Source organism: Bacillus sp. 0909A (assembly GCF_036765115.1).
Classification (GTDB): domain Bacteria; phylum Bacillota; class Bacilli; order Bacillales; family Bacillaceae; genus Bacillus; species Bacillus mojavensis.
In genome coordinates this window covers 74,505-100,240 of sequence record NZ_JBAIZU010000003.1, presented here as the reverse complement: position 1 = coordinate 100,240, position 25,736 = coordinate 74,505, and the positions used below count along the sequence as shown (strand labels likewise).

The following is a 25,736-nucleotide window of genomic DNA, read 5'->3' as shown; positions in this document are numbered from 1 at the left end:
GGAGTTTTTCAACATGGTGACCAAAATCTTAAAAGCACCGGACGGCTCTCCAAGTGACGTCGAGCGCATTAAAGAAGAAAGCGATTATTTGCGCGGCACACTGAAAGAAGTGATGCTAGATCGGATCAGTGCGGGAATTCCGGATGATGATAACCGCCTGATGAAACACCACGGCAGTTATTTGCAGGATGACCGCGACCTCCGCAATGAACGCCAAAAGCAAAAGCTTGAACCGGCTTATCAGTTCATGCTGCGCGTCCGTATGCCGGGCGGCGTATCAACGCCTGAGCAATGGCTCGTGATGGATGATCTTTCACAGAAATACGGTAACGGCACCCTAAAGCTGACGACTCGTGAGACGTTCCAAATGCATGGGATTTTAAAATGGAACATGAAAAAAACCATTCAGACGATCCACTCGGCTCTTCTGGATACAATCGCAGCTTGCGGAGATGTAAACCGGAATGTCATGTGCACATCGAATCCTTACCAGTCTGCAATCCATTCTGAAGTATACGAATGGTCCAAAACATTAAGTGATGATCTTCTGCCTCGGACGAGAGCGTATCATGAAATTTGGCTTGATGAAGAAAGAGTGGCCGGCACACCTGACGCAGAAGAAGTCGAGCCAATGTACGGGCCGCTTTACCTGCCGCGGAAATTCAAAATCGGTATTGCGGTTCCGCCGTCAAACGATATTGACGTCTTTTCACAGGATCTCGGATTCATTGCGATTGTGGACGATGGCAAGCTTATCGGATTTAACGTGGCAATCGGCGGCGGTATGGGAATGACGCACGGCGACAAAGCGACATATCCGCAATTAGCGAAGGTAATTGGATTTTGCCGCCCTGAACAAATGTATGACGTTGCTGAAAAAACAATTACGATTCAGCGAGACTACGGAAACCGTTCCGTCCGTAAAAATGCCCGCTTCAAATACACAGTTGACCGCCTCGGTTTGGAAACAGTGAAAGAGGAATTGGAAAATCGTCTCGGCTGGAGCCTGGAAGAAGCGAAGCCGTACCATTTTGACCATAACGGCGACCGCTACGGCTGGGTGGAAGGCATCGAGGATAAATGGCATTTCACGCTGTTTGTCGAAGGCGGCCGTGTGACGGATTACGAGGATTATAAGATGATGACAGGTTTGCGTGAAATTGCTAAAGTTCATACAGGTGATTTTCGTTTGACAGCCAATCAGAACTTGATTATCGGTAACGTTTCAAGTGAGAAAAAGGACGAAATCAACGCGTTAATCGACCAATACGGTTTAACTGATGGGAAGCATCATTCAGCGCTCCGCCGCAGCTCTATGGCGTGTGTCGCACTTCCGACCTGCGGATTGGCAATGGCTGAAGCAGAACGTTATTTGCCGTCCCTTTTAGATAAAGTAGAAGAGATTATTGACGAAAACGGTCTTCGTGATGAGGAAATTACCATTCGCATGACAGGCTGCCCGAACGGCTGCGCCCGCCATGCGCTCGGAGAGATTGGATTTATCGGAAAGGCGCCTGGCAAATATAATATGTATCTAGGCGCTGCGTTTGACGGCAGCCGCTTAAGCAAAATGTACCGCGAAAATATCGGAGAAGAAGACATTTTGAGCGAGCTGCGCGTCCTGCTTTCCCGCTATGCGAAAGAACGCGAGGAAGGCGAGCACTTCGGTGATTTCGTCATTCGCGCCGGTATCATTAAAGCGACAACTGACGGCACGAATTTTCATGATTGATCATAGAGACGAGAGACAGGGAGGATTGCCCTGTCTCTTTTTCATTTTGCTTTACGGCAAAAAAGTTCACCATGAGCATATCATGAGAAAAAATACCCTAAAAAGGGTACTATAAAAGAAGACTAGTGTGGAGGAGACTCCTGCGGAATCCAGTATTGGATGTAAGGCCATCTTTTATCTTTTGCAAGCCTCAGCCTCTTCGGACAAATATTGATTAACTCATCATGCAGATACGCAACAGATTAAGGAGGTTATGCATTTGGACATATTTTTAGTCGTCCTTGTTTTACTGGCTATTATTGCGATTTCTAACATTGTCAATCGGTTTATTCCGTTTATTCCAGTGCCTCTGATTCAGGTGGCGCTTGGGATTATTGCCGCCTCATTTCCACAGGGGCTTCATTTTGAATTAAACACGGAATTGTTTTTCGTTTTGTTTATTGCGCCTCTTCTATTTAATGATGGAAAGAGGACGCCTCGGGCGGAGCTTTGGAATTTAAGGGCCCCCATTTTATTGCTTGCACTTGGCCTTGTATTTGCCACTGTGATTGTAGGAGGATACACGATCCACTGGATGATTCCTGATATTCCGCTGGCAGCGGCCTTTGGACTGGCAGCCATTCTCTCACCGACTGATGTTGTCGCTGTCAGCGCATTATCAGGAAGGGTGAAGATGCCCAAAGGAATTCTGCGCCTGCTTGAAGGGGAAGGACTGATGAATGATGCATCAGGTCTGGTTGCCTTTAAGTTTGCGATTGCCGCAGCGGTTACCGGGGCCTTTTCATTGGCCCAAGCAGCTGTCAGCTTTGTGTTTATTTCTGTTGGCGGCCTTTTGTGCGGTGTAGTGATTTCGTTCTTGATTATCCGCTTTCGTCTATTCCTGCGCCGACTTGGCATGCAGGATGTCACGATGCACATGCTGATTCAAATTCTGACGCCGTTTGTGATTTATTTGGCAGCGGAGGAAATCGGTGTTTCCGGCATTTTAGCCGTTGTGGCAGGCGGTATTACGCATGCGGTTGAACAGGATCGTCTCGAATCGACGATGGTCAAGCTGCAAATCGTCTCATCGAGTACGTGGAATATTATTTTATTTATTTTGAACGGTCTTGTCTTTGTCATCCTTGGTACACAGATTCCTGATGTCATTTCCGTCATTTTTAACGATACAGCGATCAGCAACATGAAAGTGATCGGCTATATTCTGGTCATTACATTTACGTTAATGCTCCTTAGATTTCTGTGGGTGCTGTTTTTCTGGAACGGCAAGTGGTTCTTTAATAAAGATCAAACCATTTATAAGCCGGGACTTCGTTCTACACTGTTAATTTCCATTTCCGGTGTGCGGGGAGCAGTTACGCTTGCAGGTTCATTCTCCATCCCATATTTCTTGGAAGACGGCACACCGTTTCCGCAAAGAAATCTGATTCTCTTTTTAGCCGCAGGCGTCATTTTATGTACGCTTGTCATTGCCACCGTTGTGCTTCCGCTTCTGACTGAAAAAGAAGAAGATGACGAAGAGAAAAATAAGAAGCTGCTGACGGCGAGGCGCAAGCTGATTAAAACGGCTCTCAAAACGATTAAAGAAGGCATGAATGATACAAACAAAACGGCGTCTCTTGCGGTCATTGCTGAATACAATGAGAAAATGAAAAACCTTCGTTTTCAGCAATACACAACGTCAACCCGCATAAAAAAGTATGAACGGAAAATCCGTGCTCAAGGGATTAAAGCCGAGCAAGAAGAACTGATCAAATTGCTGGAGCGGGGAGACATCCCGGAAGAAACGGCAAACGCACTGCAGGAACGGTTTAATGAGTTGGAAATTTTATATGCCAACCCGTTTAAAGTCGGTTTATCAAAGACAAGGCTGAAACGGCTGATGCATTGGATTTTCTTCGGAGAGCATAAAAAGCCGGAGATGTCGATTTTAAACGAAGAAGGATTAATGAGAGCAACTAGAGTTAAAACGGCTAAAGCTGCGATTGAACATTTGGAAAAGCATATACCGGAAGAACATAAGGAAGTATTTTTATCTGTCATCTCGTTTTATAAACAATTAATTTTCAGATTGAAGCACAGCCATCACGAACATAAATCGAGCGCCCATTTCGAAAATCAGAAGCTGGAAGTAAAGCTAAAGGCTGTGCAGGCGATCAGAAATGAGATTCAGACACTATTTGAGGAGCGGGAAATTTCCCGGGACATCTCTCATGAGCTTCGCCAATATATTAATGATGTGGAAGCCGCAATGCTAGAAGGCGGCGAATAACTTCAAGATAAAAAGCTGGCATCCCATGCCAGCTTTTTTCTATAGGTTAGGGGCGATGGAATTCGACAGTGTTGTCGTTTCGGTCGAACCAGCCTCTGAAGGCCCAGTTGATCCAGCCTCCGTCTCCTTTGTTTGTGAAGCTTCCGTCTTCAAATACCCAAATGCCGTACGTAATGCCGTCATAAACGGCCGAGCCGTAAAACTGCACACCATTTAAATGATCTTCATATTCCTGGCTCAAGTTAAAAACCATGACGTTATATTTTTGGCCGGATGCGTAGAAGGAAGATTCCATGAGATTTTTCACAAAACCATCGCGGTTCTGGGCTGATTTAATGGCATCTGAAATCTGGTTGGCAATTCCAAGCAAATCTAGATTAACGTTTAAACCGACTTCTGCGGCAGCAGTTCCGGCGGTTGTTTTCTGTGAGATCTTCGGTGCGGGATTTTCCTCAGCAGAGGCAAGGGAAAAAGGGGCAATTGTCAAAGCGGCGCCAAGAGCAATAGTCATTGGGATACGAATACGGTTCAATTTGTTTCCTCCTCTATGTTTTTGTGGGCTACAGTATTCGCTTACCCTGCTCACTGTCTAAATAATCTTATAATTGATAAAATAGGAAAAAAATAGCACTGATGCTCATTATTTACTATGAGATGTCAACCATCCGTATGAAAAAAGAAGCAATAAGAGGCTCTTAAGCGTATTATTGGTATCTGCTGAGAGGAATGTGAGATAATATAGACGCTTACATTTCAATGAAAGGGTGGATGTTCAAGTGGCAACAAGTTTAAAAGATACTGTAAAGCTACATAACGGAGTTGAAATGCCTTGGTTCGGTCTTGGTGTTTTTAAAGTAGAAAACGGCAGTGAAGCGACTGAATCTGTTAAAGCTGCGATTAAAAATGGCTACCGCAGCATTGATACAGCGGCTGTCTATAAAAATGAAGAAGGTGTAGGCATCGGCATCAAAGAATCCGGTGTTGCAAGAGAAGAGCTCTTCATTACATCAAAGGTATGGAATGAAGATCAGGGCTATGACACAACGCTTGCTGCCTTTGAAAAAAGCCTGGAAAGACTTCAGCTTGATTATTTAGACTTATATTTAATCCACTGGCCTGGCAAGGATAAATATAAAGATACATGGCGCGCGCTTGAAAAGCTGTATAAAGACGGCAAGATCCGCGCGATCGGCGTCAGCAACTTCCAAGTTCATCATTTAGAAGAGCTTTTGAAAGATGCTGAAATCAAACCGATGGTGAACCAAGTTGAATTTCACCCTCGTTTGACACAAAAAGAATTAAGAGATTACTGCAAAGCGCAAGGCATCCAGCTGGAAGCATGGTCTCCGCTTATGCAGGGGCAGCTGCTGGATAACGATGTGCTCACACAGATCGCTGAAAAATATAATAAATCTGTAGCACAAGTGATTTTGCGCTGGGATCTTCAGCATGAAGTTGTAACGATTCCAAAATCCATTAAAGAACACCGTATTATCGAAAACGCTGATATTTTTGATTTTGAATTGTCTCAAGAAGACATGGACAAAATTGATGCGTTAAATCAAGATGAACGTGTCGGTCCAAACCCCGACGAGCTTCTGTTTTAATCAAAAACTCCCCGTCTAAGTACGGGGAGTTTTTTCATGTGTTTTTTTCAGTTGAATCAAAAACAGCATCAGAAAGGAAATTACGATGATAGAGACGACCCAAGCCCACGCAAGTGTGTTGTTGCCGGAATCCAAAGCCACATAAATGGCCGTCGGCAGTGTTTGGGTAACACCCGGGATATTCCCGGCAAACATCAAGGTGGCGCCGAATTCACCGAGCGCCCGCGCCAGGCTGAGGATGCTTCCGGTCAGCAATGATGGATATGCTAGCGGAATGGAGATATGGATAAACACCTTCCATCTGCTTGCGCCGTCTACCATTGCCGCTCCCTCTATATCAGGGTCAATATCGGAAAATCCAGTTTTGGCGGATTGATACATAAGCGGAAAAGACACGATAGCAGAAGCAATCACTGCGGCCCACCAGGTGAAAATGACGGGCTGGTGAAAGATCCATTCGATCGCTTGTCCGATGAAGCTGTGCTTTCCAAAAATGACAATCAAAATAAAACCGACAACGGTGGGCGGAAGAACGAGAGGAAGCATAAAAATCGTTTCGATTGCAGTTTTTCCGAAAAATGATGCCCGCGCCATCCACGCTCCCGCCAATGTTCCGAGGATGATCACCGCGATTCCGGCGACCGCCGCCACTTGAAAGGAAAGCGCAACCGGCGTAAAAAATTCTGAAGTGCTGATGTTATTCAGCAGTAAAACCATATTTCTCAAACACTTTCATCGCTTCATCTGTTTGCAGGTAATCGTAAAATTCCTTCGCTTCCTTATGGTGTTTCGTATCTTTTACAATTCCTAACGGATAAACAATCGGGCTGTGTGTGTCAGCTTTTGCCTCGTCGACGATTTTGACGTTCTTAGAGATCAGCGCATCCGTTTTATAAACGACGCCTGCGTCTACATTGCCTGTTTCTACATATGAAAGAACCTGGCGAACGTCTTTTCCGTAAACGATCTTATCTTTTATTTTGTCCCATAGAGACAGCTCTGTCAGTGATTCTTTTCCATAAACTCCTGCCGGCACGGACTCCGGGGTTCCAAGAGCGATTTTTTCTGAATCAGTCAGATTGTCGAAGCTTTTGACAGGTGAATCTCCGTCTTTTGGCACGACCAGCACAATTTCATTTCCGACTAGATCAGTGCTGTCTTTTTTAGCGATATCCCCATCATCTACAAGCTTTTGGAATTTGTCCTCAGCGGCTGAGAAGAACAGATCAGCCCCGGCTCCTTGAGAAATTTGCTTTTGTAAGGCGCCTGATGAGCCAAAGTTATCCTGGATCGTAATATTGTGATGGGTTTTCTCATAATTCTTTTGAATTTCCTCGAGTGCATCCTGGGCACTGGCAGCTGCTGAAACAGTTAAGGTCACTTCTTTCTCATTTTCACTTGATGACTGGCTGGCAGAGCAGCCTGCTGCAAGCAGAAAAACAGTTAATGCTGCGGTCAGAATGGAATACTTCTTAAACATGATTGCACCCCTTATGATTAGTTATATCTAATTATAACGGATTATGTTTGGGTTATGTGGGTTTTTATACATTCTCCGAAAAGGTATAATGAAATAGGAGAGTGATGATAATGAATGAAACCTCTTCCTATACGATAGAAGAAGTTGCTGGTCTGCTGAAGGTATCAAAGCTGACCGTTTATGATTTGATTAAAAAAGGCATGATCCCTGCTTACCGTGTCGGAAGGCAGATGCGTGTCGATGAAGCAGATTTAAAGCAATATAAGGCAAACATGAGGATGTCTCAGCCTGTGTCTACACACGAAGAGCCGAGAAAGGCACAGGAGCCGGTATCTAACGGCAGGCCGAATGTCGTCATCAGCGGACAGGATATATCGATGGATCTGCTCAGCAAGCATTTGGATAATGCCATTCAAGAGACGCCGCTCCGCCAATACAAAGGCAGCTTAAACAGCCTGATTGACATGTACCAAGGCAAATGCGACATTGTCAGCCTGCATTTGTACGATGCGGAAACCGCTCAATATAACACGCCTTATGTCAAACGCATTCTGTCAGGCGAACCGTTTTGTCAGATGAATGTTGTTCTTCGCAAAGCCGGCCTATACGTTCAAAAAGGAAATCCAAAAAACATACAAGGCTGGGATGACTTGAAACGAACCGACATCCGCATCATCAACAGAGAAAAAGGATCGGGCGCAAGAGTGCTGCTTGACGAACAGCTTGGTCTGCTTGGTGTGACGCCTTCAGATGTTAAGGGATACAGTGACACTGTGACTGATCATTATGCTGTTGCCTCCCAAGTCTCAAGCGGACAGGCAGACGCTGGAATCGGGGCGCAGCACGCGGCACATATGGGAAGCGTTGATTTTATTCCGCTCATCGAGGAGCAATACGACGTTGTCATTTTGAAGAAACACCAGCAGCTGCTTGAAGCTGTAAAGAGCATCTTGAAATCGGAAGAATATAAGGCCAACCTGTCTCATCTCAATGGCTATCAAACGAAGCTGACAGGCAAAGTGATATACGAAACATGAAAAAAATCCCTCTGAGAGGGATTTTTTATTGACCATCAAAACGCAGAAGGTCTCCGTTTAACATTTTATCAGAGAGAGACAGCTCTTCATTTGCTTTTTCCTTATAGGGAGTGCACGCTTCTTGGTTTTCTAACACTTCTCCTGTTTTTTGGCTGTAGCATATGTTTTTCGTATACACATAGTCGTTCGTGATAAAGCTGCCGTTTCTCAGCACGGCAAATGGCGTTCGGTCGTTTGACAGCAAATCATTGCCGAACTGAATATCACCTTTTGTATTGATTCCGAGCAGGTGCATCAGAGTCGGCCTGACGTCAACCTGCCCCCCGGCATCGGAGATTGTTTCCGGATTTTGATCAGTGATTCCAGGAATATGAATGATAAACGGCACCCGCTGAAGCTGGACGGTGTCATACGGCGTAATGTCACTTTTTCCTAAAAACTCTGCCAGGGCTTTATTATGGGCTTCTGAGATGCCGTAATGATCTCCCATAAAGACGATCATCGAGTTTTCGTATAAGCCTTCATCTTTGAGCTTTTTGATAAAATGCTTCAGTGCTTCATCCTCATAGCGAACCGTCGTTACATAGCGGTTTAACAGGTCGCTGCTTGAATCATATTCATCAATCAGCTGATCCTTTTCGTCAATTTCAAACGGAAAATGGTTCGTCAATGTGATGAAATTGCTGTAGAACGGCTGCGGCAGGCTTTTCAGTTTACCAGCTGACTGTTCCAGAAATTCCTTATCCTTTAATCCCCAGCCTGTTGAGGTTTCAGGAGTCACATGGAACTCATCGACATCAAAAAAGCGGTCAATCCCAAACGTTTCATACATCACATCTCTGTTCCAAAATGTCTTATGATTGGCGTGGAAGACGGCTGAATAGTAATCATGCTGCTTGAGTGATTTGTACATCGTATGAAATTGATGGTCACTTTTCGTAAAAAAGACGGCGCCGCTTAGGGATGGGTATAGAGAGTTAGCGACGATAAATTCCGAATCAGACGTTTTGCCTTGCTCTGTTTGCTGATAAAAATGATCAAAGGTATAGCTCTTCTTCATCAGGTCATTCATGAACGGGGTAATTTCTTTTCCATTTACCTTTTCATTCAGAACAAAGCTTTGAGTCGATTCAAGCGTCACAAAAATCACATTCCGTCCCTTTGCCAGTCCGAACTTGCTTTGATTAGGCTTGCTGTAGTCAGCCTCAGTGTAGTTTTTGATTGTAGAGAGGCTGTCTTCATCGGCAAATGCCTTCGCACTCATATTGACAGTCTGAGAAATGGTATCGTAGATGTGAAACTGAAACAGACCAATACTTTTGACGAGCACTTCCCGGTCGAAGGAATGGGCCAAGAGCTTCGGCTGTTCAATTTCGGCAAGCCCCAGCGTACATATAAGAATCCCGCAGGAAGCGGCATAGTAGCGTTTAACCGTACGGGGGTTCACTTTTGATTCCGGACTCTTTTCTTTTCTGGAGAGCAGCAGAAGAAAAGCCAAATCCGCAAACAGCGCGATGAACAAAGGATTAAACAGCTCTTGTACACTGCTGCCCATATCGCTCATGTTGCTTGCCTGAAACAAAACCGGGATGGTAATAAAATCGATATAAAAGCCGTAAAAAATCGTGTTGGAGATCAAAATGGCAGTCAGAACCAAATTGGCAATCAGCAAAAAGATGCGCTGCTGCTTGCTGTCCTTTAAAAGCAGGCCAATTCCAAATAGAGGGAGTATGAAGCTAAGCGGATTGATCAGCAGAATCAGCTCCTGTAATAGAGAGTCGGTCTGCAAATCAAAGCCCAGTTTATAGATCACATAAGTTTTGATCCACATGAATAAGATGGATAAACTTAAAAAACGCTGATTGTGAAAAAAGGTTCCTTTCATCAATTTATAACTCCTCACGTTTTCTTGAACATCTGCCATGAGATGCTTCTTATGTAAAACCTACTAAAAACAGTCTTCTTAGACAAGCTTCAGCACTTGGTTTAAAACATGCGCCCATGGATCAGCATATAAAAATAATAGCATGATGCTATTGTCAGACCGGCCAACACAAGCTGTTCGGAAAAACTGCCTGTCTTCATATACAGCGGCAGCCGTATGCGAATGGTTGAAGGGAATAAAAATTTGATGCCATTCACTGTCCAGGCATCCAGAACCAAGTGGCTTGCCATTCCAATCATTAGCCCTGCTAATATGTTTTTATCTGGAATATATGTAGCTGTGATAAAAAACATGATGAGCAGAAACAGCAGGCTGTGTGTAAAGGTTCGATGGCCAAATACGGAACTAACTATTTTTGATAAGATAGGAAATCTTCTTCCGATTTTACTTTGTGTGTGGCAGATGTCGGGAATTAATGCGCCAACCGCGCCGGACGCCGCCATGAGTACTGGGTCAAATCCATAATAATAAGCTGCTGCGGTACAAGATGCGATGCCTCCCATGATGTGTGTTTTTCCTGTCATTTCCCCGCTTCTCCTTTATCTTTTGCAAAAATCTCTGAATTACAAATATATCAAGAGAATGTATGTTTGAGCAACAGAACTTTGGCCGATAAAAAAATGAGCCGCATAATTTTCTGAGAAAAAGGCATCTTAAAGATGTACCTATTTTCTAAAAGAGGTGATACGAATGGCTTTCTTTAATAAAGATAAAGGGAAACGATCTGAAAAAGAAAAAAACGTAATCCAAGGAGCTCTTGAGGATGCCGGTTCAGCTCTTAAAGATGATCCGCTTCAAGAAGCTGTGCAAAAAAAGAAAAATAATCGCTAACCGCATGCGGATAGGGCTTGGCTCTATCCGCATTTTCCATCTGTTCCCTTTGACAGATCATTCTTTCTTTGATAACCTTCTGGGGTAACTGAATAAATAAATCCTCACTCTTTCTCAGTGAGGTAGAGGTTGCGCGGATGATGAGTCACACATGCCAGGCTGACAGGAGCTGTTAAACATGTGTAAAAGGCATCAGCGCCGAAGTGTGGAGAAAGCCGATCCTTCTCTATGCTGGGACTGTATCTGAATAAGTGCAGGACTGCCGCGTGCTTTTTCGCGGAGGGCTATCCGGAGATCAAGGGTGTGTGTTTCTTTAAGCATGGACTTTTGTTCAGGCTTTTTTTGTATTTACATGATCTCGGGTTCTGGTCCGTACAAAGAATCATTGGAGGTACTGGAATGGAACAGACAAAAAAATGGGGTTTTTGGTTATTAACGGCGTTTGTCGTTGGAAATATGGTTGGGTCGGGAATTTTCTCCCTGCCGAGTTCGCTTGCTTCGATTGCAAGTCCGCTTGGCGCCACGTCCGCCTGGCTTTTGACAGGTGCGGGCGTGCTGATGATTGCGCTTGTCTTCGGACACTTGTCGATTCGCAAGCCTGAGTTGACAGCGGGGCCGCAAAGTTATGCGAGAGCGCTGTTTTCTGATCCGAAGAAAGGGAACGCTGCCGGATTCACAATGGTGTGGGGCTACTGGGTGGCGAGCTGGATCAGTAACGTGGCGATTATCACAAGTCTTGCCGGTTACTTGACTTCGTTTTTCCCGATCTTAGTTGATAAACGTGTACTGTTTGCTGTCGGCAGCCAAGAGGTGACACTCGGCCAATTGCTGACGTTTGCTGTATGTACGATTTTGCTCTGGGGAACGCACACGATTCTTGTTGCAAGCATTAACGGTGCAAGTAAATTAAACTTTATCACAACATTTTCGAAAGTATTAGGTTTTGTTTTCTTTATCATTGCCGGATTGTTTGTGTTTCAAACGACATTATTCGATCATTTTTATTTTCCGGTTCAAGGTGAAAATGGCACAACCATTGGCATCGGCGGGCAGGTTCACAACGCCGCCATTTCTACTCTATGGGCGTTTGTCGGAATTGAATCAGCAGTGATCTTGTCTGGACGCGCGCGTACTCAGCGTGATGTCAAACGTGCAACAATCACAGGGTTGTTGATCGCGTTAAGCATCTACATTATAGTGACATTGATCACGATGGGTGTTCTGCCGCACGATAAACTTGTCGGATCAGAAAAACCGTTCGTTGATGTGCTGTATGCGATTGTCGGAAATGCAGGTAGCGTGATCATGGCACTACTTGCGATTCTTTGCCTATTCGGAACGATGCTCGGCTGGATTTTGCTTGGCTCTGAGGTTCCATACCAAGCCGCTAAAGCAGGCGATTTTCCGGCGATCTTTGCGAAAACGAATAAAAAGGGAAGCCCGGTTATTTCTCTGATCATTACAAATGTGATGTCACAGGTCTTCATATTCTCTGTTATTTCCCGGACAATAAGTGACGCATTTACGTTTTTAACGACAGCAGCGACTCTTGCGTATTTAATTCCGTACTTAGTGTCTGCGATCTACAGCCTAAAGCTTGTTATAAAAGGCGAAACGTATGATCAGCTGAAAGGCTCACGCGTAAAAGACGGATTGATCGCGTTGTTAGCGTGTGTATACTCATTGTTTGTTATCGTAACAGGAACTGCCGATTTAACGACATTTATTCTCGGCATCGGTTTGTTCTTTGTCGGTCTGGTGATTTATCCGTTTGTCATTAAGAAATTCTCGAAAGAAAAACAAGCATAAAAAAAGACACCTGACAATGTAGTCAGGTGTCTTTTTTAGAAATCGTTATTACTCCCGTTACGAATCCTATACACAAAATAGCTGACAGGAACGCACTTCGTATGGATGGAGTAAGAAATATGCGATGTGGTTCAATATGAGGTGCCCCGGCTTGTCGGTTTCATTGCAAATAGAAAAGAGCCGCAGATCAGCGCGGCTCTTTGTTTATTTTGTTAAGCTTTCGGTGATAAATTTCAGCTGCCCTTCTAGTGAAATCGGGTCTGTGAAATAGAAGCTGATCGGGTCAATTTTATAGACATGATCATTTTTGACAGCATCGAGGTTTTTCCAAATGGAACTGTTAAATACGCCGCCGTCATCTCCGCCTGATTGCCATGGACCCGCGAAAATGTAATCTCCGGCGAAGTCAGGGAGCTTTTCTAAAGAAATGTTGGTATATCCTGGGCCTTGGTCAATGGCTTTTTCCTTTGTCAGCTTTGTGGCCTGTAAACCAAGATCTTTGTAGACGATGCTTCCGCCTCTTCCGAAATCTTTACCGAATACATAAATGTCTTTGCCGTTTGTTTGCATAATGGAAACTGTTTTGTCACCGATGACTTTTTGAATTTTTGTTTTGGCTGCCGCTACTTTTTTGTCCCACTTGGCAAGCCACTCCTCCGCTTTATCTTCCGTTCCTGTCATTTTTGCAAACTCTTTCAGCTGTTCAATGTTGTCGAGCTTATCGTATTTCACCGCAACAGTTGGTGCGATTTTTTCGAGCTTTTTAATATCGGCGCCTTGTGTTGTCCAAACGATGATCAGGTCAGGCTTTAAATCAATCACTTTTTCAACAGAAGTGCCGTCTCCGATATTTGTGACACCGTCTGTTTTACCCTTGTAGTAAGGGTTTTTAAATACATTTTCAGGTGCACCGACGACGTTGATGCCCAGTGTTTTGAAGTCTCCATAGTAGCCGTCAGCCATGACAACCACCCGTTTAGGATGTTTAGGAATTTTCACATTTCCGTTTTCAGCCTTGTATGTAACGGTTTCTTCGTCTTTTGAATCAGAGGAAGAGCCTTTGCTTTCTGAGTTATTTCCGCAGGCTGCCAGCGCTGCAATCAATAAAAGAGCAAAAAAAGCGGCGCTAAGCTTCTTGTATATATGGGTCATATCTCATACCTTCTTTCAAAGAAATAGATGATAAAGAGAATCATTATCATCTGTGATTATACCATCACAAGTGCCAGTTGACACGATATTTTTGCATTTATATTCTCATTTTTATCAAAACGCTCTATTAAATCAGCGGAAAAAAGTGATATACTGAAACAGCAATTGATAATCATTATCATTATCGAAAGGAAGTACGGCTGTTGAGTCACATGAAAAATAAACAGATGATATCAGATGAAGAAATTCAATGGACATCCCGGTCGTTAGGTGCGGTCATTGTGCTTGTTGCGGGGTTATGTTTCCTATGCTTCGGCGCGATGCTGTCCATTTCTCTCGGTGCTGCGGATATCCATTTACGGACTGTGTGGGACGCCATCTTTCATTTTCAGCCAAATGAAACCTCACACCAAATTATACACGATCTTCGGCTGCCAAGAACGGCTGCTGCCGCACTCGTCGGCGCATTGTTAGCCGTGTCTGGGGCGATCATGCAGGGCATGACAAGAAACCCATTGGCGGAGCCTTCTATCATGGGGATAACATCTGGCTCTGCTTTTGCCATTTCAATTGCGTTTGCTTTTTTTCCAGGGCTTTCAGCCATCGGGCTTGTGCTGTGGTCCTTTGCGGGCGCGGGACTGGGGGCATCGACGGTATTGGGCATCGGCATGTTTTCCAGAGGCGGTCTCACGCCTGTAAAGCTTGCTCTTGCCGGAACGGCCGTCAGTTATTTCTTTACGGGCATTTCAACCGCAATTGCGCTCCGTTTTGATGTAGCACAGGATGTCAGCTTTTGGTACGCAGGCGGGGTAGCGGGTGTGAAATGGTCAGGCGTACAGCTGCTGGTTATCGCAGGAGCTGTTGGTATAACGCTTGCGTTTATCATTGCCCGGTCTGTGACGGTGTTAAGCCTTGGTGATGATCTTGCGAAGGGGCTTGGGCAGTATACATCAGCGGTAAAACTGGTTGGGATGCTTGTCGTTGTGGTGTTGACCGGTGCTGCTGTTTCCATTGCCGGCACTATTGCATTTATTGGACTGATCATTCCTCATATCACAAGGTTTTTGGTAGGGGTTGATTATCGGTGGATCATTCCTTGCTCGGCGGTGCTTGGGGCTGTTTTGCTTGTTTTTGCTGACATTGCGGCCAGACTCGTGAACGCGCCGTTTGAAACGCCTGTCGGCGCTCTGATCTCTCTCATCGGTGTTCCCTTTTTCTTTTATTTGGCACGTCGTGAAAGGAGAGGGCTGTAATGAAAACGAAAAAACCTCTTGTTGTGATAGCGGTGACTTTACTGCTGATCGTGCTTGTCTTTTTTATCAGTCTGAATCTGGGTGTCATAAAAATTGCTCCATTGCAAACGCTCAAGGTCTTTTTCGGCCAAGGGACGGCGCGGGATGAGCTTGTCTTATTTGAGTTCAGGCTGCCGCGAATAGTTTTGTCGTTGCTTGTTGGGGCGGGTATCGCTGTTGCCGGAGCCATTTTGCAAAGCGTGTCTCAAAATGATTTGGCTGAACCGGGTATTCTCGGGATTAACGCCGGGGGTTCGCTTGCTGTTGTGCTCTTTATTTACTTTTTTCAAGGGTCGGCATCAGATCTGGGCTTCTTAGGGACGTTTATGCTGCCGTTCAGCGCTCTGGCAGGCGCGTTTCTCGCCGCGTTTCTCATTTATCTTCTGGCTTGGAAAAAAGGTGTGACTCCGATTCGGCTGATCCTGGTAGGCATCGGGGTGAATGCGGGATTTAATGCCCTTTTGCTTATTTTTCAGCTCAAAATGGACCCGCATGACTTTATGCAGGCCGCGGTTTGGATATCAGGCTCGATTTGGGGGGCCAATTGGAACATGATCTGGTCGGTACTCCCTTGGATTGTGATTTTGCTTCCTTTTACTTTATATAAAGCACGCTATCTGAACATTTTACAGCTGGGAGACCAATTAGCGACCGGCCTTGGCACTGCTGTTGAAAAGGAAAGACGGATTCTCCTTCTGGCAGCGGTCGCTCTTGCCGCATCCTGTGTGGCAGCTGCAGGAGGCATCGCGTTCCTCGGATTAATCGCACCGCATGTGGCAAGAAGGCTTACCGGTCCCCGCCATCAGACGCTTATACCCGTTTCCGCCTTTATCGGCGCGTTTCTGTTTCTGCTGGCTGATACGCTGGCGAGAAATGTATTGGCACCATCAGAAATTCCGGTCGGACTTGTCATCTCCGTTTTAGGTGCGCCTTACTTTGTTTATTTATTGATGAAATCGAATTGAGGAGGGGACCGAACTTGAATTCATTATCAACGGAACAGCTTGGGATCGGTTATGGCGACAGGCTGATTGTAAAAGATTTAAATATATCTATTCCTAAAGGGAAAATAACAACCTTAATTGGGCCAAATGGCTGCGGGAAGTCAACGATATTAAAAACGATGTCCAGGATTATGCGCTCACATCAAGGTGCTGTTTACTTAAACGGCAATGCCATTCATAAAATGTCTACTAAGGACATTGCGAAGGATATGGCCATTCTGCCGCAAACGCCTGAGGCTCCGAGCGGATTAACGGTGTACGAATTGGTGTCGTACGGCAGATTTCCCCATCAATCAGGCTTCGGCAGATTAAATGATGAAGATCGCCGCATCATCAAATGGGCACTCGAAGAAACTGGCATGGCGGAATACCATGAGCGTCCGATTGAGGCATTGTCAGGCGGACAGCGTCAGCGCGTGTGGATTGCGATGGCGCTTGCACAAGGGACAGAGCTGCTTTTGCTTGACGAGCCTACAACATATCTCGATCTCGCACATCAGCTTGAAATCCTGCAGCTGCTTGACAGACTGAACAAGGAACAGGGGCGGACGATTTTAATGGTCATTCATGATCTGAATCATGCGGCCCGTTTTTCCCATTATATGATTGCGCTCAAAAAAGGCAAGGTCATCAAGGAAGGGGCCGCACTGGAGGTCATGACGCCGGATATTTTGAAGCGGGTATTCCAGATTGATGCTGAAATCGTCACTGATCCTCGTACATATAAACCCGTATGCTTAACCTATGACCTGATTAAAACTGAAAAGCAGCTTGTTTCTGTGTAAGAAAAATCCCGGTATAACGCCGGGATTTTTTATTTTCAACCCCAAAAATGTAATTTTACTTACAAATTCCGTATTTTGAAGAAAAAGATTGAAAGTCTATTTGAATTAATAGATAATATTGGTTAGAATGTTTCGAAAATATTACGAAGATTACAGAAAGAGGAGATCATTGTGTCCAAGAAGAAAAAATGGCTTATTGCCGGTTCGATATGTGCCGGTGTGCTCGTACTGGCGGGGATCGGCGCCGGCGGTTTTTACTTTTTTACTCACATGAATCAAGTTGCCGTCTCATCGGAGCCTTATGCTGAATCAGTCGCGGTGTATATGGGCGGTGAATCTGAATCAGCCCAATCGTTTTCAGGAAAAGTTGAACCAGAGAAACAGCAAAAAGTATACATAGATTCAGAGAAAGGAAGCATTAAAAAAACGTACGTCAAAGAAGGCGATAAGGTCAAAAAAGGCGATAAGCTTTTTGAGTACGAGGGCGAGGATCATTCTGACGAAATTGAGCAAAGCAATTTACAAATTGAAATGACAAACCTTCAAATCAGCCGCTTGCAAAAATCAATAGCAGAAACAGAGAAGAAGCTGAAAACAGCCGGAAAAGATGAGAAAGCACAGCTTCAAGACGAGCTTGACCAGGCCAACTTTGATTTAAAGACAAGCCAGCTTGAACTGAAGCAGCACCAAAAAGAACTGGCTGCACAATCGAAAAACAAAGGTTCAAATGTGATTACAAGCAAGCATGACGGTATTGTTCAAAGCGTCAATCAGGATATTGCGGACGGCGCAACTGGTGATCAGGCAGCAGGACCGTATATCCAAATCGTTTCAACGGGCAAATACCTTGTAAAAAGCCAAATCAACGAGCTGTTAATGGACACGATTAAAAAAGGCAGCAAAGTCAGAGTTACACTGAAAACAGGCAGTGAAGGCGAGTGGAAAGGCAAAATTACTTCAATCGGCAAGCTTCCTGCTGGAACAGGCGAGGGGGAAGCGTCAGAAAGTTATGCTGAAGAGGAAATGAATCCCCAATCCTCTAACTATCCTTTCACTGTTTTATTGGACAGCCATAAGGGCCTTGAAGTCGGCTATCATGTCAACATTGAAGTCATTAGTGACGAAGCTGATGCGAATACCATTAAGCTGCCTTCCGACATGATTATCCAGGATGATGGCGAACCGTATGTTTGGAAGACGGATGAGGAGCAGAAGGCGGTTAAACAGCCTGTTGAAATCGGGGAGACAGACGAAAGTGACATGGTCGAAATCAAAAGCGGCCTGACACCGGAAGATTATGTGATCTATCCTGATCCCGCGGTCAAGGAAGGAAAGCAGGTTACAGTCAATGCTGACACTGAATAATATTTCTAAATCGTACAAGCTGGGCAAAGAAGAGGTGCCGATCTTAAAGCAGATTAATCTCACCGTCAAGGCTGGTGAATTTCTGGCCATTATGGGGCCGTCCGGTTCAGGAAAATCTACGTTAATGAATATTATAGGCTGTTTGGACAGGCCGACCTCCGGAACCTATATGCTAGACCAGATGGATGTATTAAAAGGGAAAGACGGTGCTTTGGCTGACATTCGCAACGAATCAATCGGATTTGTGTTTCAAACCTTTCATTTGCTGCCGCGCCTTACCGCATTGCAAAATGTCGAGCTGCCGATGATTTACAATAAGGTAAAGAAAAAAGAAAGAAGGCAAAGAGCCTACGAAGCTCTTGAAAAGGTTGGTTTGAAAGATAGGATCTCCTACAAACCGCCAAAGCTGTCCGGCGGACAAAAGCAGCGGGTGGCGATTGCAAGAGCCCTTGTCAATCAGCCGCGGTTTATTCTGGCAGATGAACCGACCGGGGCGCTTGATACAAAATCAAGTGAACAAATTTTGTCGCTGTTTTCACAATTGCATCAGGAAGGCACAACGATTATTATGATCACCCATGACCCGGACGTCGCCAGAAAAGCCGACAGAACCGTTTTTATCAGAGACGGAGAATTAGTGTTAGACGAGAGAGGGATTAGCCATGCTTGAACATATTCGGATCTCCTTTCAATCTATTTTTTCACATAAGCTGAGGTCGATTCTTACCATGCTTGGTGTCATTATCGGTATAGCGGCGATCATTGCGATCGTTTCTATGCTGAAAGGCCAAAGCGAGCAATTAAAGCAAAGTATGATTGGCATGGGAAATAACGCGATTAATGTAGTGTACCAGCCAACAGGCGGGGAGGAGGAAGGCGGTTATCAGGAGGTTTCTTATACGTCCGCACCCCCTGTATCTGAAGAAACGATTGAGACGATAAAATCAGACCCTGTTGTAAAAGGATTATCTTTATATTACCTGTCTGAAGGCGCCTCTGTTTTTCACTTAACGAACGTTTCATATCCTCAAGTGTACGGAGTTGATGCTGATTATTTTGATATGTTCCCGATCAGCATCACTGAGGGGAGAAAACTGACGGAAAAAGAATTAAACAGCACACACCAAGTGGTTATGATCAATGAGGCTGCAAGAGATGAGCTGTTTCCTGACGGTGACGCTCTGCACAAAAACATCGAGATGAACGGGGTGCCGTTCCGGGTTGCCGGTGTTTTTCAAGAAAAGAAACAGGAAGAAAGCATGTTTGGTGGCGACTATGCGAATCCGGTTTTATATGCGCCGAAAAAAGTGTGGCCGCTTATTGAAGGATTCGACGCGCCGACACAGATTGCGGTGCAGGCAGACTCTTCTGAGCATATCCAAGAAGCCGGTGTAATGGCCGCGGATCTTCTAAATCAAGGACTGTCAGATGCTGATTTGGAAAAAGCGGAGTACAGCGTGATGGATCTTCAGGAGGTCGCTCAGGAAGTGGAATCCTTTAACCAGTCATTTGCTCTGCTGCTTGGCGGAATTGCCAGCATCTCACTTTTGGTCGGAGGCATCGGTGTCATGAACATTATGCTCGTTTCAGTGACGGAGCGCACGCGGGAAATCGGAATTAAGAAGGCGCTCGGTGCCAAGCGGCGCGTGATTTTATTTCAATTTTTAACAGAGGCCGTCGTGCTGACAAGTATTGGCGGAATTCTCGGTGTGCTTGCGGGCTTTGGCATCGCTAAACTTATCACGGTTATCTTTCCGATGCCTTTCATCATCTCCGTTCCGGCAGTTATCGGAGCACTCATTTTCTCAATGGCAGTCGGCATTATTTTCGGCTTGCTGCCGTCCATTAAGGCATCGAAGCTTCAGCCTGTCGACGCGCTTCGATATGAATAAAAAGAACGCATCCAATCGGATGGCGTTCTTTTTTTAGCTGGGCAGTGACGAATTGCATTTATCCAAAATAAGAAAAACGGCAGCGAGAATCATCTCTTCTGTGGTTGACAGCCAAATGTCATGAATCATTTGATCTGTCGTATAAGCGGTTATCCATAAAAACAGCAGCTGGACGGTGCCGGCCATAAGGATAAAAGCTCGTCTTCCAGTCTTGAAAAACGTAAAACTATGTATCATCAGCCGTTCAAAAGGTTCAAAGCATAGCCCGATCACAAGAAATAACACAGCAAATAGCAGGACATGAGCAGCTGATTGGTAGTTCATTCCCGCCAAAGAAAAAACACTGAGAATGATTGTAAAATAGCAAAATAACACAGCCGCCGCTGCCAGTACGTACTGTACGGCCTGCTTGATTGTATCTTTTTGATGTATCACTGATTCAGCTCCTTATCAGCGCTTGCAGAGAACGAGCGCTCTCTGCAAGCTGTCAGTTGTTTATTATTTACTGCTTTTCTTTTTCACAACCGGATGCTTTTCTTTTGAAAGGACATCCGTAAATTCTTTGCCTAAGTCAAGGTGTTCTTGGACGAAGGTTTCAGGAAGCATTGCGAGCCATTGGTTTAAAGACACATCGGCATAATGGTCATCTTTAAAGATTTCTAAAAAAACGAGCGGTTCATCGCCGAGGTTTTCTACGTAGTGGCCCATCGCAAATGGAACATAACCGACATCACCGGCTTGATAGTTAAAGGTTCTCGCATGGCCGTCAGCAGCAAAAACGGTCATTCTCGCTTTACCGGAGATGTAATATTGCCATTCATGCGTATTCGGATGCCAGTGAAGCTCTCTCATGGCGCCAGGTTCCACAGTTACAAGCGCTGATGCAATGGTTTTAGACACAGTAAAGTTTGTCGAATCCGCAATGTACACCTTTCCTCCTTCTGATGCAATCGGCTCCTGTTCAAGAAGGCGGTACGTAAACGGATGAGGCACTTCGCCGTACGGCCCTTCCACAATGTCATCTTTTAAACAGCCGGGTACAGGTTTTTCGAATATATATTTTTCTTTGCCTGGCAAATTGGCGATTTCTTCTTCTGTCACGCCAAAATTGGCGGCAATCACTTCTTTAGGGGTGTGGGCAAGCCAGTCTGTCAGCTGGAACGTGCTGTTTTCAGAGAATGACCCGTCGTCAAACACGAGCAGGAACTCTGCCCCTTCTTCGAGTGCTTGAATCGAGTGCGGCAGGCCTGACGGGAAGTACCATAAATCTCCCTCGCCTACATCATCAATAAAGCTGCGGCCCTTTTCATCCACAATCGTGACGCGTGCTTTCCCATAGATCATGTATGCCCACTCTGCTTCCTTATGCCAATGAAGCTCGCGAATGGCGCCTGGCTTCAGCCGCATGTTCACAGAAGCCAGGTTTTCTGAAATCGGAAGCTCACGTACGGTAACTTCACGGGCGTACCCGCCTTTTTCCAAACGGTTATGAGTATCTGAGAAAGAAAACTTCATATTTTCAACGGTGCCATGATCGGTTTCCGGCGGTACGAGCATATCGGGATTCTGCCGGTCCCTTTCAATATTACGCGGGATTTTCACTGTCGCTCCCTTATCTCCTCTGATTGGCTGTGGAATGTCGTTTTGGTTTTTCATTTTCCTGTCTCCTCCTTAAAAATAAATGTGACGCAGAAAGAGAATGTGAAAGGCCTTTCGTTTTCCCTTCTGTCTTGTTAAGTGAAAAGAAACGATGAAAAGTCAACTTCGATACAAAATTAATGTTTCGCTTTCTGATCTTTCACCTCTGTCATCAATTCAATGAGCTGATCGAACTTTTTCTCGAAACGGGTCAGCAGGTACATCGCGATCAGTGCCGGGAACCCCAGATTGCTGATCTGCTTGACGACCTCCTCTATAAAAACCTGATCCATGAAAAACACCTCCTTCCTTTTTGTGCAGTCATGTAAGTAAGTGAAGGGAACCCAAGAAATCGTAAACCATGACTGGAAGGTTTGCTTCAGCAAGCGCTAGTCTGAAAGTAGTAGTTTACTTTTTTTTGCTTTCCTTCATTTAATTTAGTAGGGAGGCGGTTTGATGGACTATCAGGGTCTGTTGCGATCGAAATGTAAGGAGATTATGAAGCATCCCATCGTGAAGCATTTTTTGAGCAACCCTCAGCATTACCGTTTGTTCAAAAATGTAATGGAAAACCCGAATGAAAAGGATGCAAAATCGTTGGACGAGCAATTCAAGCAATTTTATAAGGAGATTCGCATCGTCAAGTATATGAATTCGATGATTCGGATTTTTTCCATCGATTTTGATAAGCGGATTCGCAAAAATCAAAAACGGTATCCGCTGACGGTTGATCATCCGGAAGCAGGAGAACGACTTCCTTCCGAAACGGGAAGTGACGCGTTTGAGGAGTTTTTAGACCTGCAGGATGATTTGAGCCAGCATGTCCAGGATTATCAGCTTTATCAAGCGATTCAGAATCTGACTGACAAACAAAAAAGCGTGCTGACAAAAGTCTATCTTCACGGTGCCACGATGCAGGAAATCGCTGATTCATTAGGTGAGTCCCGGCAAAATATCTCTAATATTCATAAAAAGGGATTAGAAAATATTAGAAAGCAGCTAGCGGCGCAAAAAAAGGGGGAAAAGTAAACTGTGAGCGGCGAGTTTGAACATAATAGGGATCATGATGAAATGTACGACATTGAGTATCTGATTGCATGCTTTTCACCGATGATCAGAAAAAAACTCAGCAATACGTCCTATCAAGAAAGAGAAGATTTAGAACAGGAGCTGAAAATCAAAATGTTTGAAAAGGCTGATATGCTTCTGTGTCAGGATGTTCCGGGATTTTGGGAGTTTATCTTATACATGGTAGACGAGAACTCATAACGATCACTCATTCTATGAAAACGGGAACCATTTTCGCAGGTTCCCGTTTTCTGCTGTTCACCCCCGTCAAGAGCCCTCCTATTCAAAAATGTACCAAAAAGAAACGATATAATGATAAGATGAAAAAAACAGTGACAGAAAGGAACATAAAAGTGGAAAATGCGTCAATTTTAATCGTAGACGATGAGAAAGCGATTGTGGATATGATCAAACGCGTTCTCGAAAAAGAAGGTTATCGACATATAATGGATGCGTCAAGTGCAGAGGAAGCCATTCCGATCGTAAAGACTAATAAGGTTGATTTAATCGTATTAGATGTCATGATGGGCGGAATGACCGGTTTTGAGGCCTGCACATTAATCAGGGAGTATTCAGACGCCCCGATTTTTTTCCTGACGGCGAGATCATCGGACGCTGACAAATTATCTGGTTTTGCGGTTGGAGCTGATGATTATATTACAAAACCATTTAATCCGCTGGAATTAGCCGCGCGGATCAGAGCGCATTTAAAGCGTACCTATCAGTCGAAAACAGCTGAAGCAAACAAAACCTATACATATGATTACTTTACATTTTCTCCGCAAAATGCCGAGCTGATTGTGGGCGGGGAAACTGTCGCCTGTTCGGCTCAGCTTTTGCAGCTGCTCCAATATTTTTGCGAACATCCCAATGTGGTGCTTTCGAAAGATCAAATTTATGAAAAAGTATGGGGCTATCCTTCGTACGGAGATAACAATACCGTCATGGTCCATATCCGCAAGCTCCGGGAAAAAATTGAGCGTGACCCGAGCAATCCGGAATATATCGTAACCGTTCGCGGTCTCGGATACCGTTTCATCCCGAGTCCAGAAGGAAACGGAAAGCGCCCATGAGGTTAAGATGGAAGTTTCTGTTTCACTTTTTCGGGCAGATGCTGATTGTTATCCTCCTTCTTTCAATTATGCTTGTGGCTTCCTTTTTCTATTTAGACTCGCGATTTAGCGATGCGGAATCCAATTCAGGGCTGACAAAGGCAACGACTGACACGCTTGAGGCATATCTCGATGTAAACGAAGACGGGTCATGGGAAGTGGACGATTTCCTGAAGAAATCTGTTGATAAACAGCACGGCTGGATGCAAATCATTGATTCTAATGGAAAAACGGATTATTCCTACAGTGTGCCGAAAGACGTGCCCGGCACTTACACAAAGAAGGAGCTTTTGTCTATTTATAAAAGCAAGAAGCTGGATAACTATAAGCTGAATTATTGGGCAATCAATATTGAAGACAAGTCATATCTCCTCTTGTTCGGCTGGAAGTCAAAGAGCGAGCAGCTGCTGACTTCCATTGAAAGCCGTGAACCGTCCCTCGACGCTTTGTCACAATATAAGTCCGGTACAGTTGACTATATTAAGCGGGAAAAAGGCGCCATTTACCTATTAGACAGCGATGGGAATATTCTCGACAGCATCAACAGTACAAAAAGTGAAAGAAAAACGATGAACCAGCTGGAACTGCTCAAATACAGCTCTAAACCCTGGAACTATAAACGGGAAATTTCCGTTAAGATCCTCAATAAAGACAGATGGATGGTCGCTACGGTTCCGAACCCTGTCTATGTAACCGATCAGGAGTTTAATAAATCGTTTCTTAATGTTGTCCTTAAAGCGATGTTCCTGATTATGGGCGTTCTCCTTCTCTATATTTTTTGGATGACGGCCTGGTATATGTTCAGGTTTGGCCTGCCGATTTTTCATACAATCAAATGGCTCGTCAATCTATCGAAAGGGAAGCTTGAAGAGCCGAAAAACCGTAAAGGGCGCCCAGTCAGCAAAAACAAAAAGGGGAAAATCAAACAGCCGTACCGTTTCTTCGGTGAGATATTTGAATCTATGGATCAGCTGACTGAAACGCTGCGACGGGACAAGAGAAACCGAGAAAAAATTCAGGCGACACGGGAAGAATGGATCGCCGGTTTGTCTCATGATTTAAAAACACCCCTCAGCAGCATTTACGGCTACAGCATGATGCTTGAATCGAAGCAATACGACTGGTCTCCTGATGAAGTGAAAGAAATGGGGCAGGTGGTCAGAGAGAAATCGGAATACATGTCAAAGCTCATCGAGGACTTAAATTTAACGTACCGTCTAAAAAATGACGCTCTGCCAATGGAGAGAAACCTCACAAGCCTCATTCCGTTCTTTAAAAATATCATTGAGGATTTCAAGAAAAATCCGTTTTCTGAAGGGTATGATATCTCATTTGTATCAAGAGAAGAGCATATTGAATTTGCGCTGGATGAAGCCTGGTTCAGACGCATCCTGGAAAATCTGCTCGGAAATGCTGTGAAGCACAACGATAAAGGAACAGCAATTCAGGTGATTCTTGAACAGACAAAAAATCATATTTCATTGAAGGTCAAAGACAATGGGAAAGGAATGGATGAGGAGACGATCACCCATTTATTTAACCGCTATTACAGGGGAACCAATACGAAAGATCCGTCTGCCGGGACGGGCCTTGGACTGGCGATTGCCAAAGAGCTGGTGCACCTGCATAACGGAACGATTCACGTCAACAGCAGGATCAATATTGGCTCCGTCATTACCATCCTTTTCAAAAAAGAATAAGGCATGTGGTTTGGA

Annotated in this window: 25 protein-coding genes and 1 riboswitch; of the genes, 16 read left to right on the top strand and 9 right to left on the bottom strand. The window is 44.7% G+C overall.

Going from position 1 to position 25,736, the window contains the following annotated elements:
* Positions 1 to 13: 13 nt before the first annotated feature.
* Positions 14 to 1,732 carry an assimilatory sulfite reductase (NADPH) hemoprotein subunit gene (gene cysI / locus V6D42_RS10765; RefSeq protein ID WP_333513214.1) on the top strand — a complete coding sequence of 573 codons (1,719 nt, stop codon included), beginning with the start codon at positions 14 to 16 and terminating at the stop codon, positions 1,730 to 1,732.
* A gap of 259 nt (positions 1,733 to 1,991) precedes the next feature.
* The gene (locus tag V6D42_RS10760) at positions 1,992 to 4,004 is read left to right on the top strand and encodes a Na+/H+ antiporter (protein ID WP_333513213.1); all 2,013 of its coding nucleotides are present in this window, start codon (positions 1,992 to 1,994) and stop codon (positions 4,002 to 4,004) included.
* A gap of 46 nt (positions 4,005 to 4,050) precedes the next feature.
* On the opposite strand, the gene yvgO is transcribed toward V6D42_RS10760, so the two are convergent.
* Positions 4,051 to 4,536 (bottom strand): stress response protein YvgO, encoded by a 486-nt coding sequence (gene yvgO / locus V6D42_RS10755; RefSeq protein ID WP_333513212.1) that lies wholly within the window; start codon positions 4,534 to 4,536, stop codon positions 4,051 to 4,053.
* Between the two features lie 244 nt (positions 4,537 to 4,780).
* On the opposite strand from yvgO, the gene pgoN reads away from it, so the two are divergent.
* Positions 4,781 to 5,611 carry a glyoxal/methylglyoxal reductase gene (gene pgoN / locus V6D42_RS10750; protein WP_010331868.1) on the top strand — a complete coding sequence of 277 codons (831 nt, stop codon included), beginning with the start codon at positions 4,781 to 4,783 and terminating at the stop codon, positions 5,609 to 5,611.
* Positions 5,612 to 5,626: 15 nt separating this feature from the next.
* Here pgoN and modB read toward each other — a convergent pair whose 3' ends face one another.
* Together modB and modA are read right to left on the bottom strand one after the other, a co-directional pair.
* On the bottom strand, positions 5,627 to 6,337 hold the full coding sequence (gene modB / locus V6D42_RS10745; protein WP_333513211.1) for a molybdate ABC transporter permease subunit: 711 nt from the start codon (positions 6,335 to 6,337) through the stop codon (positions 5,627 to 5,629).
* Positions 6,309 to 7,091 carry a molybdate ABC transporter substrate-binding protein gene (gene modA, locus V6D42_RS10740; protein WP_333513210.1) on the bottom strand — a complete coding sequence of 261 codons (783 nt, stop codon included), beginning with the start codon at positions 7,089 to 7,091 and terminating at the stop codon, positions 6,309 to 6,311. Before modA ends, modB begins: the two co-directional genes overlap by 29 nt.
* A 110-nt stretch (positions 7,092 to 7,201) precedes the next feature.
* Between modA and V6D42_RS10735 the strand changes: the two genes are divergently transcribed.
* Entirely contained in the window at positions 7,202 to 8,128 is a 927-nt protein-coding gene (locus V6D42_RS10735; RefSeq protein WP_333513209.1) for a substrate-binding domain-containing protein, read from the top strand.
* A 25-nt stretch (positions 8,129 to 8,153) separates the two neighbouring features.
* Here the strand turns inward: V6D42_RS10735 and V6D42_RS10730 are convergent, their stop codons facing one another.
* Together V6D42_RS10730 and V6D42_RS10725 are read right to left on the bottom strand one after the other, a co-directional pair.
* Positions 8,154 to 10,013: an LTA synthase family protein gene (locus V6D42_RS10730; RefSeq protein ID WP_333513208.1), complete on the bottom strand. Its 1,860-nt coding sequence runs from the start codon at positions 10,011 to 10,013 to the stop codon at positions 8,154 to 8,156.
* Between the two features lie 101 nt (positions 10,014 to 10,114).
* On the bottom strand, positions 10,115 to 10,597 hold the full coding sequence (locus tag V6D42_RS10725) for a metal-dependent hydrolase (RefSeq protein ID WP_333513207.1): 483 nt from the start codon (positions 10,595 to 10,597) through the stop codon (positions 10,115 to 10,117).
* Between the two features lie 166 nt (positions 10,598 to 10,763).
* On the opposite strand from V6D42_RS10725, the gene sspJ reads away from it, so the two are divergent.
* Both sspJ and V6D42_RS10715 read left to right on the top strand, forming a co-directional pair.
* Positions 10,764 to 10,904, top strand: coding sequence for a small acid-soluble spore protein SspJ (gene sspJ / locus V6D42_RS10720; RefSeq protein ID WP_010331863.1), 141 nt, complete (start codon positions 10,764 to 10,766; stop codon positions 10,902 to 10,904).
* 115 nt (positions 10,905 to 11,019) lie between these two features.
* A riboswitch (Lysine riboswitch) is annotated at positions 11,020 to 11,199 on the top strand.
* 104 nt (positions 11,200 to 11,303) lie between these two features.
* Positions 11,304 to 12,713, top strand: coding sequence for an amino acid permease (locus V6D42_RS10715; protein WP_268471568.1), 1,410 nt, complete (start codon positions 11,304 to 11,306; stop codon positions 12,711 to 12,713).
* A gap of 204 nt (positions 12,714 to 12,917) precedes the next feature.
* Here the strand turns inward: V6D42_RS10715 and V6D42_RS10710 are convergent, their stop codons facing one another.
* Entirely contained in the window at positions 12,918 to 13,865 is a 948-nt protein-coding gene (locus V6D42_RS10710; RefSeq protein ID WP_333513206.1) for an iron-hydroxamate ABC transporter substrate-binding protein, read from the bottom strand.
* 212 nt (positions 13,866 to 14,077) lie between these two features.
* On the opposite strand from V6D42_RS10710, the gene V6D42_RS10705 reads away from it, so the two are divergent.
* From V6D42_RS10705 to V6D42_RS10680, 6 genes are all read left to right on the top strand, one after another.
* Entirely contained in the window at positions 14,078 to 15,118 is a 1,041-nt protein-coding gene (locus tag V6D42_RS10705) for a FecCD family ABC transporter permease (RefSeq protein ID WP_442893237.1), read from the top strand.
* Positions 15,118 to 16,122: a FecCD family ABC transporter permease gene (locus V6D42_RS10700; RefSeq protein WP_333513204.1), complete on the top strand. Its 1,005-nt coding sequence runs from the start codon at positions 15,118 to 15,120 to the stop codon at positions 16,120 to 16,122. Before V6D42_RS10705 ends, V6D42_RS10700 begins: the two co-directional genes overlap by 1 nt.
* 14 nt (positions 16,123 to 16,136) lie before the next feature.
* Positions 16,137 to 16,946, top strand: a complete 810-nt coding sequence (locus tag V6D42_RS10695; protein ID WP_333513203.1) for an ABC transporter ATP-binding protein — start codon at positions 16,137 to 16,139, stop codon at positions 16,944 to 16,946.
* Positions 16,947 to 17,117: 171 nt separating this feature from the next.
* Entirely contained in the window at positions 17,118 to 18,311 is a 1,194-nt protein-coding gene (locus V6D42_RS10690) for an efflux RND transporter periplasmic adaptor subunit (RefSeq protein ID WP_268471564.1), read from the top strand.
* Complete coding sequence (locus tag V6D42_RS10685) at positions 18,295 to 18,981, top strand: ABC transporter ATP-binding protein (protein WP_326130227.1); 687 nt, start codon at positions 18,295 to 18,297, stop codon at positions 18,979 to 18,981. Before V6D42_RS10690 ends, V6D42_RS10685 begins: the two co-directional genes overlap by 17 nt.
* Positions 18,974 to 20,203 (top strand): ABC transporter permease, encoded by a 1,230-nt coding sequence (locus tag V6D42_RS10680; RefSeq protein ID WP_229149180.1) that lies wholly within the window; start codon positions 18,974 to 18,976, stop codon positions 20,201 to 20,203. Before V6D42_RS10685 ends, V6D42_RS10680 begins: the two co-directional genes overlap by 8 nt.
* 33 nt (positions 20,204 to 20,236) lie before the next feature.
* Here the strand turns inward: V6D42_RS10680 and V6D42_RS10675 are convergent, their stop codons facing one another.
* The 3 genes from V6D42_RS10675 to V6D42_RS10665 form a co-directional block, all read right to left on the bottom strand.
* Positions 20,237 to 20,638: a regulatory YrvL family protein gene (locus V6D42_RS10675; protein ID WP_333513202.1), complete on the bottom strand. Its 402-nt coding sequence runs from the start codon at positions 20,636 to 20,638 to the stop codon at positions 20,237 to 20,239.
* A 63-nt stretch (positions 20,639 to 20,701) separates the two neighbouring features.
* Positions 20,702 to 21,859, bottom strand: a complete 1,158-nt coding sequence (gene oxdC, locus V6D42_RS10670; protein WP_333513201.1) for an oxalate decarboxylase — start codon at positions 21,857 to 21,859, stop codon at positions 20,702 to 20,704.
* Positions 21,860 to 21,978: 119 nt separating this feature from the next.
* Positions 21,979 to 22,134, bottom strand: coding sequence for a YvrJ family protein (locus V6D42_RS10665; RefSeq protein WP_010331852.1), 156 nt, complete (start codon positions 22,132 to 22,134; stop codon positions 21,979 to 21,981).
* Between the two features lie 205 nt (positions 22,135 to 22,339).
* Here V6D42_RS10665 and sigO point away from each other — a divergent pair, with 205 nt between their 5' ends.
* The 4 genes from sigO to V6D42_RS10645 all read left to right on the top strand — a co-directional run bounded on the left by sigO (position 22,340) and on the right by V6D42_RS10645 (position 25,721).
* On the top strand, positions 22,340 to 22,870 hold the full coding sequence (sigO, locus tag V6D42_RS10660; protein WP_333513720.1) for an RNA polymerase sigma factor SigO: 531 nt from the start codon (positions 22,340 to 22,342) through the stop codon (positions 22,868 to 22,870).
* Positions 22,871 to 22,873: 3 nt separating this feature from the next.
* The gene (gene rsoA, locus V6D42_RS10655; protein ID WP_333513200.1) at positions 22,874 to 23,110 is read left to right on the top strand and encodes a sigma-O factor regulator RsoA; all 237 of its coding nucleotides are present in this window, start codon (positions 22,874 to 22,876) and stop codon (positions 23,108 to 23,110) included.
* A gap of 152 nt (positions 23,111 to 23,262) precedes the next feature.
* Positions 23,263 to 23,982 (top strand): two-component system response regulator YvrH, encoded by a 720-nt coding sequence (yvrH, locus tag V6D42_RS10650; protein WP_333513199.1) that lies wholly within the window; start codon positions 23,263 to 23,265, stop codon positions 23,980 to 23,982.
* Entirely contained in the window at positions 23,979 to 25,721 is a 1,743-nt protein-coding gene (locus tag V6D42_RS10645; protein ID WP_333513198.1) for an ATP-binding response regulator, read from the top strand. The genes yvrH and V6D42_RS10645 overlap by 4 nt, the downstream gene beginning before the upstream one ends.
* The last annotated feature ends 15 nt before the right edge of the window (positions 25,722 to 25,736 follow it).

What these genes read in the sequence shown, in the direction of transcription:
- cysI (WP_333513214.1), top strand. Translation starts at nt 14, where the DNA reads ATGGTGACCAAAATCTTAAAAGCACCGGACGGCTCTCCAAGTGACGTC.
- modA (WP_333513210.1), bottom strand. Translation starts at nt 7,091, where the DNA reads ATGTTTAAGAAGTATTCCATTCTGACCGCAGCATTAACTGTTTTTCTG.
- V6D42_RS10735 (WP_333513209.1), top strand. Translation starts at nt 7,202, where the DNA reads ATGAATGAAACCTCTTCCTATACGATAGAAGAAGTTGCTGGTCTGCTG.
- V6D42_RS10730 (WP_333513208.1), bottom strand. Translation starts at nt 10,013, where the DNA reads ATGAAAGGAACCTTTTTTCACAATCAGCGTTTTTTAAGTTTATCCATC.
- V6D42_RS10725 (WP_333513207.1), bottom strand. Translation starts at nt 10,597, where the DNA reads ATGACAGGAAAAACACACATCATGGGAGGCATCGCATCTTGTACCGCA.
- sspJ (WP_010331863.1), top strand. Translation starts at nt 10,764, where the DNA reads ATGGCTTTCTTTAATAAAGATAAAGGGAAACGATCTGAAAAAGAAAAA.
- V6D42_RS10715 (WP_268471568.1), top strand. Translation starts at nt 11,304, where the DNA reads ATGGAACAGACAAAAAAATGGGGTTTTTGGTTATTAACGGCGTTTGTC.
- V6D42_RS10710 (WP_333513206.1), bottom strand. Translation starts at nt 13,865, where the DNA reads ATGACCCATATATACAAGAAGCTTAGCGCCGCTTTTTTTGCTCTTTTA.
- V6D42_RS10705 (WP_442893237.1), top strand. Translation starts at nt 14,078, where the DNA reads ATGAAAAATAAACAGATGATATCAGATGAAGAAATTCAATGGACATCC.
- V6D42_RS10700 (WP_333513204.1), top strand. Translation starts at nt 15,118, where the DNA reads ATGAAAACGAAAAAACCTCTTGTTGTGATAGCGGTGACTTTACTGCTG.
- V6D42_RS10685 (WP_326130227.1), top strand. Translation starts at nt 18,295, where the DNA reads ATGCTGACACTGAATAATATTTCTAAATCGTACAAGCTGGGCAAAGAA.
- V6D42_RS10680 (WP_229149180.1), top strand. Translation starts at nt 18,974, where the DNA reads ATGCTTGAACATATTCGGATCTCCTTTCAATCTATTTTTTCACATAAG.
- oxdC (WP_333513201.1), bottom strand. Translation starts at nt 21,859, where the DNA reads ATGAAAAACCAAAACGACATTCCACAGCCAATCAGAGGAGATAAGGGA.
- V6D42_RS10665 (WP_010331852.1), bottom strand. Translation starts at nt 22,134, where the DNA reads ATGGATCAGGTTTTTATAGAGGAGGTCGTCAAGCAGATCAGCAATCTG.
- sigO (WP_333513720.1), top strand. Translation starts at nt 22,340, where the DNA reads ATGAAGCATCCCATCGTGAAGCATTTTTTGAGCAACCCTCAGCATTAC.
- V6D42_RS10645 (WP_333513198.1), top strand. Translation starts at nt 23,979, where the DNA reads ATGAGGTTAAGATGGAAGTTTCTGTTTCACTTTTTCGGGCAGATGCTG.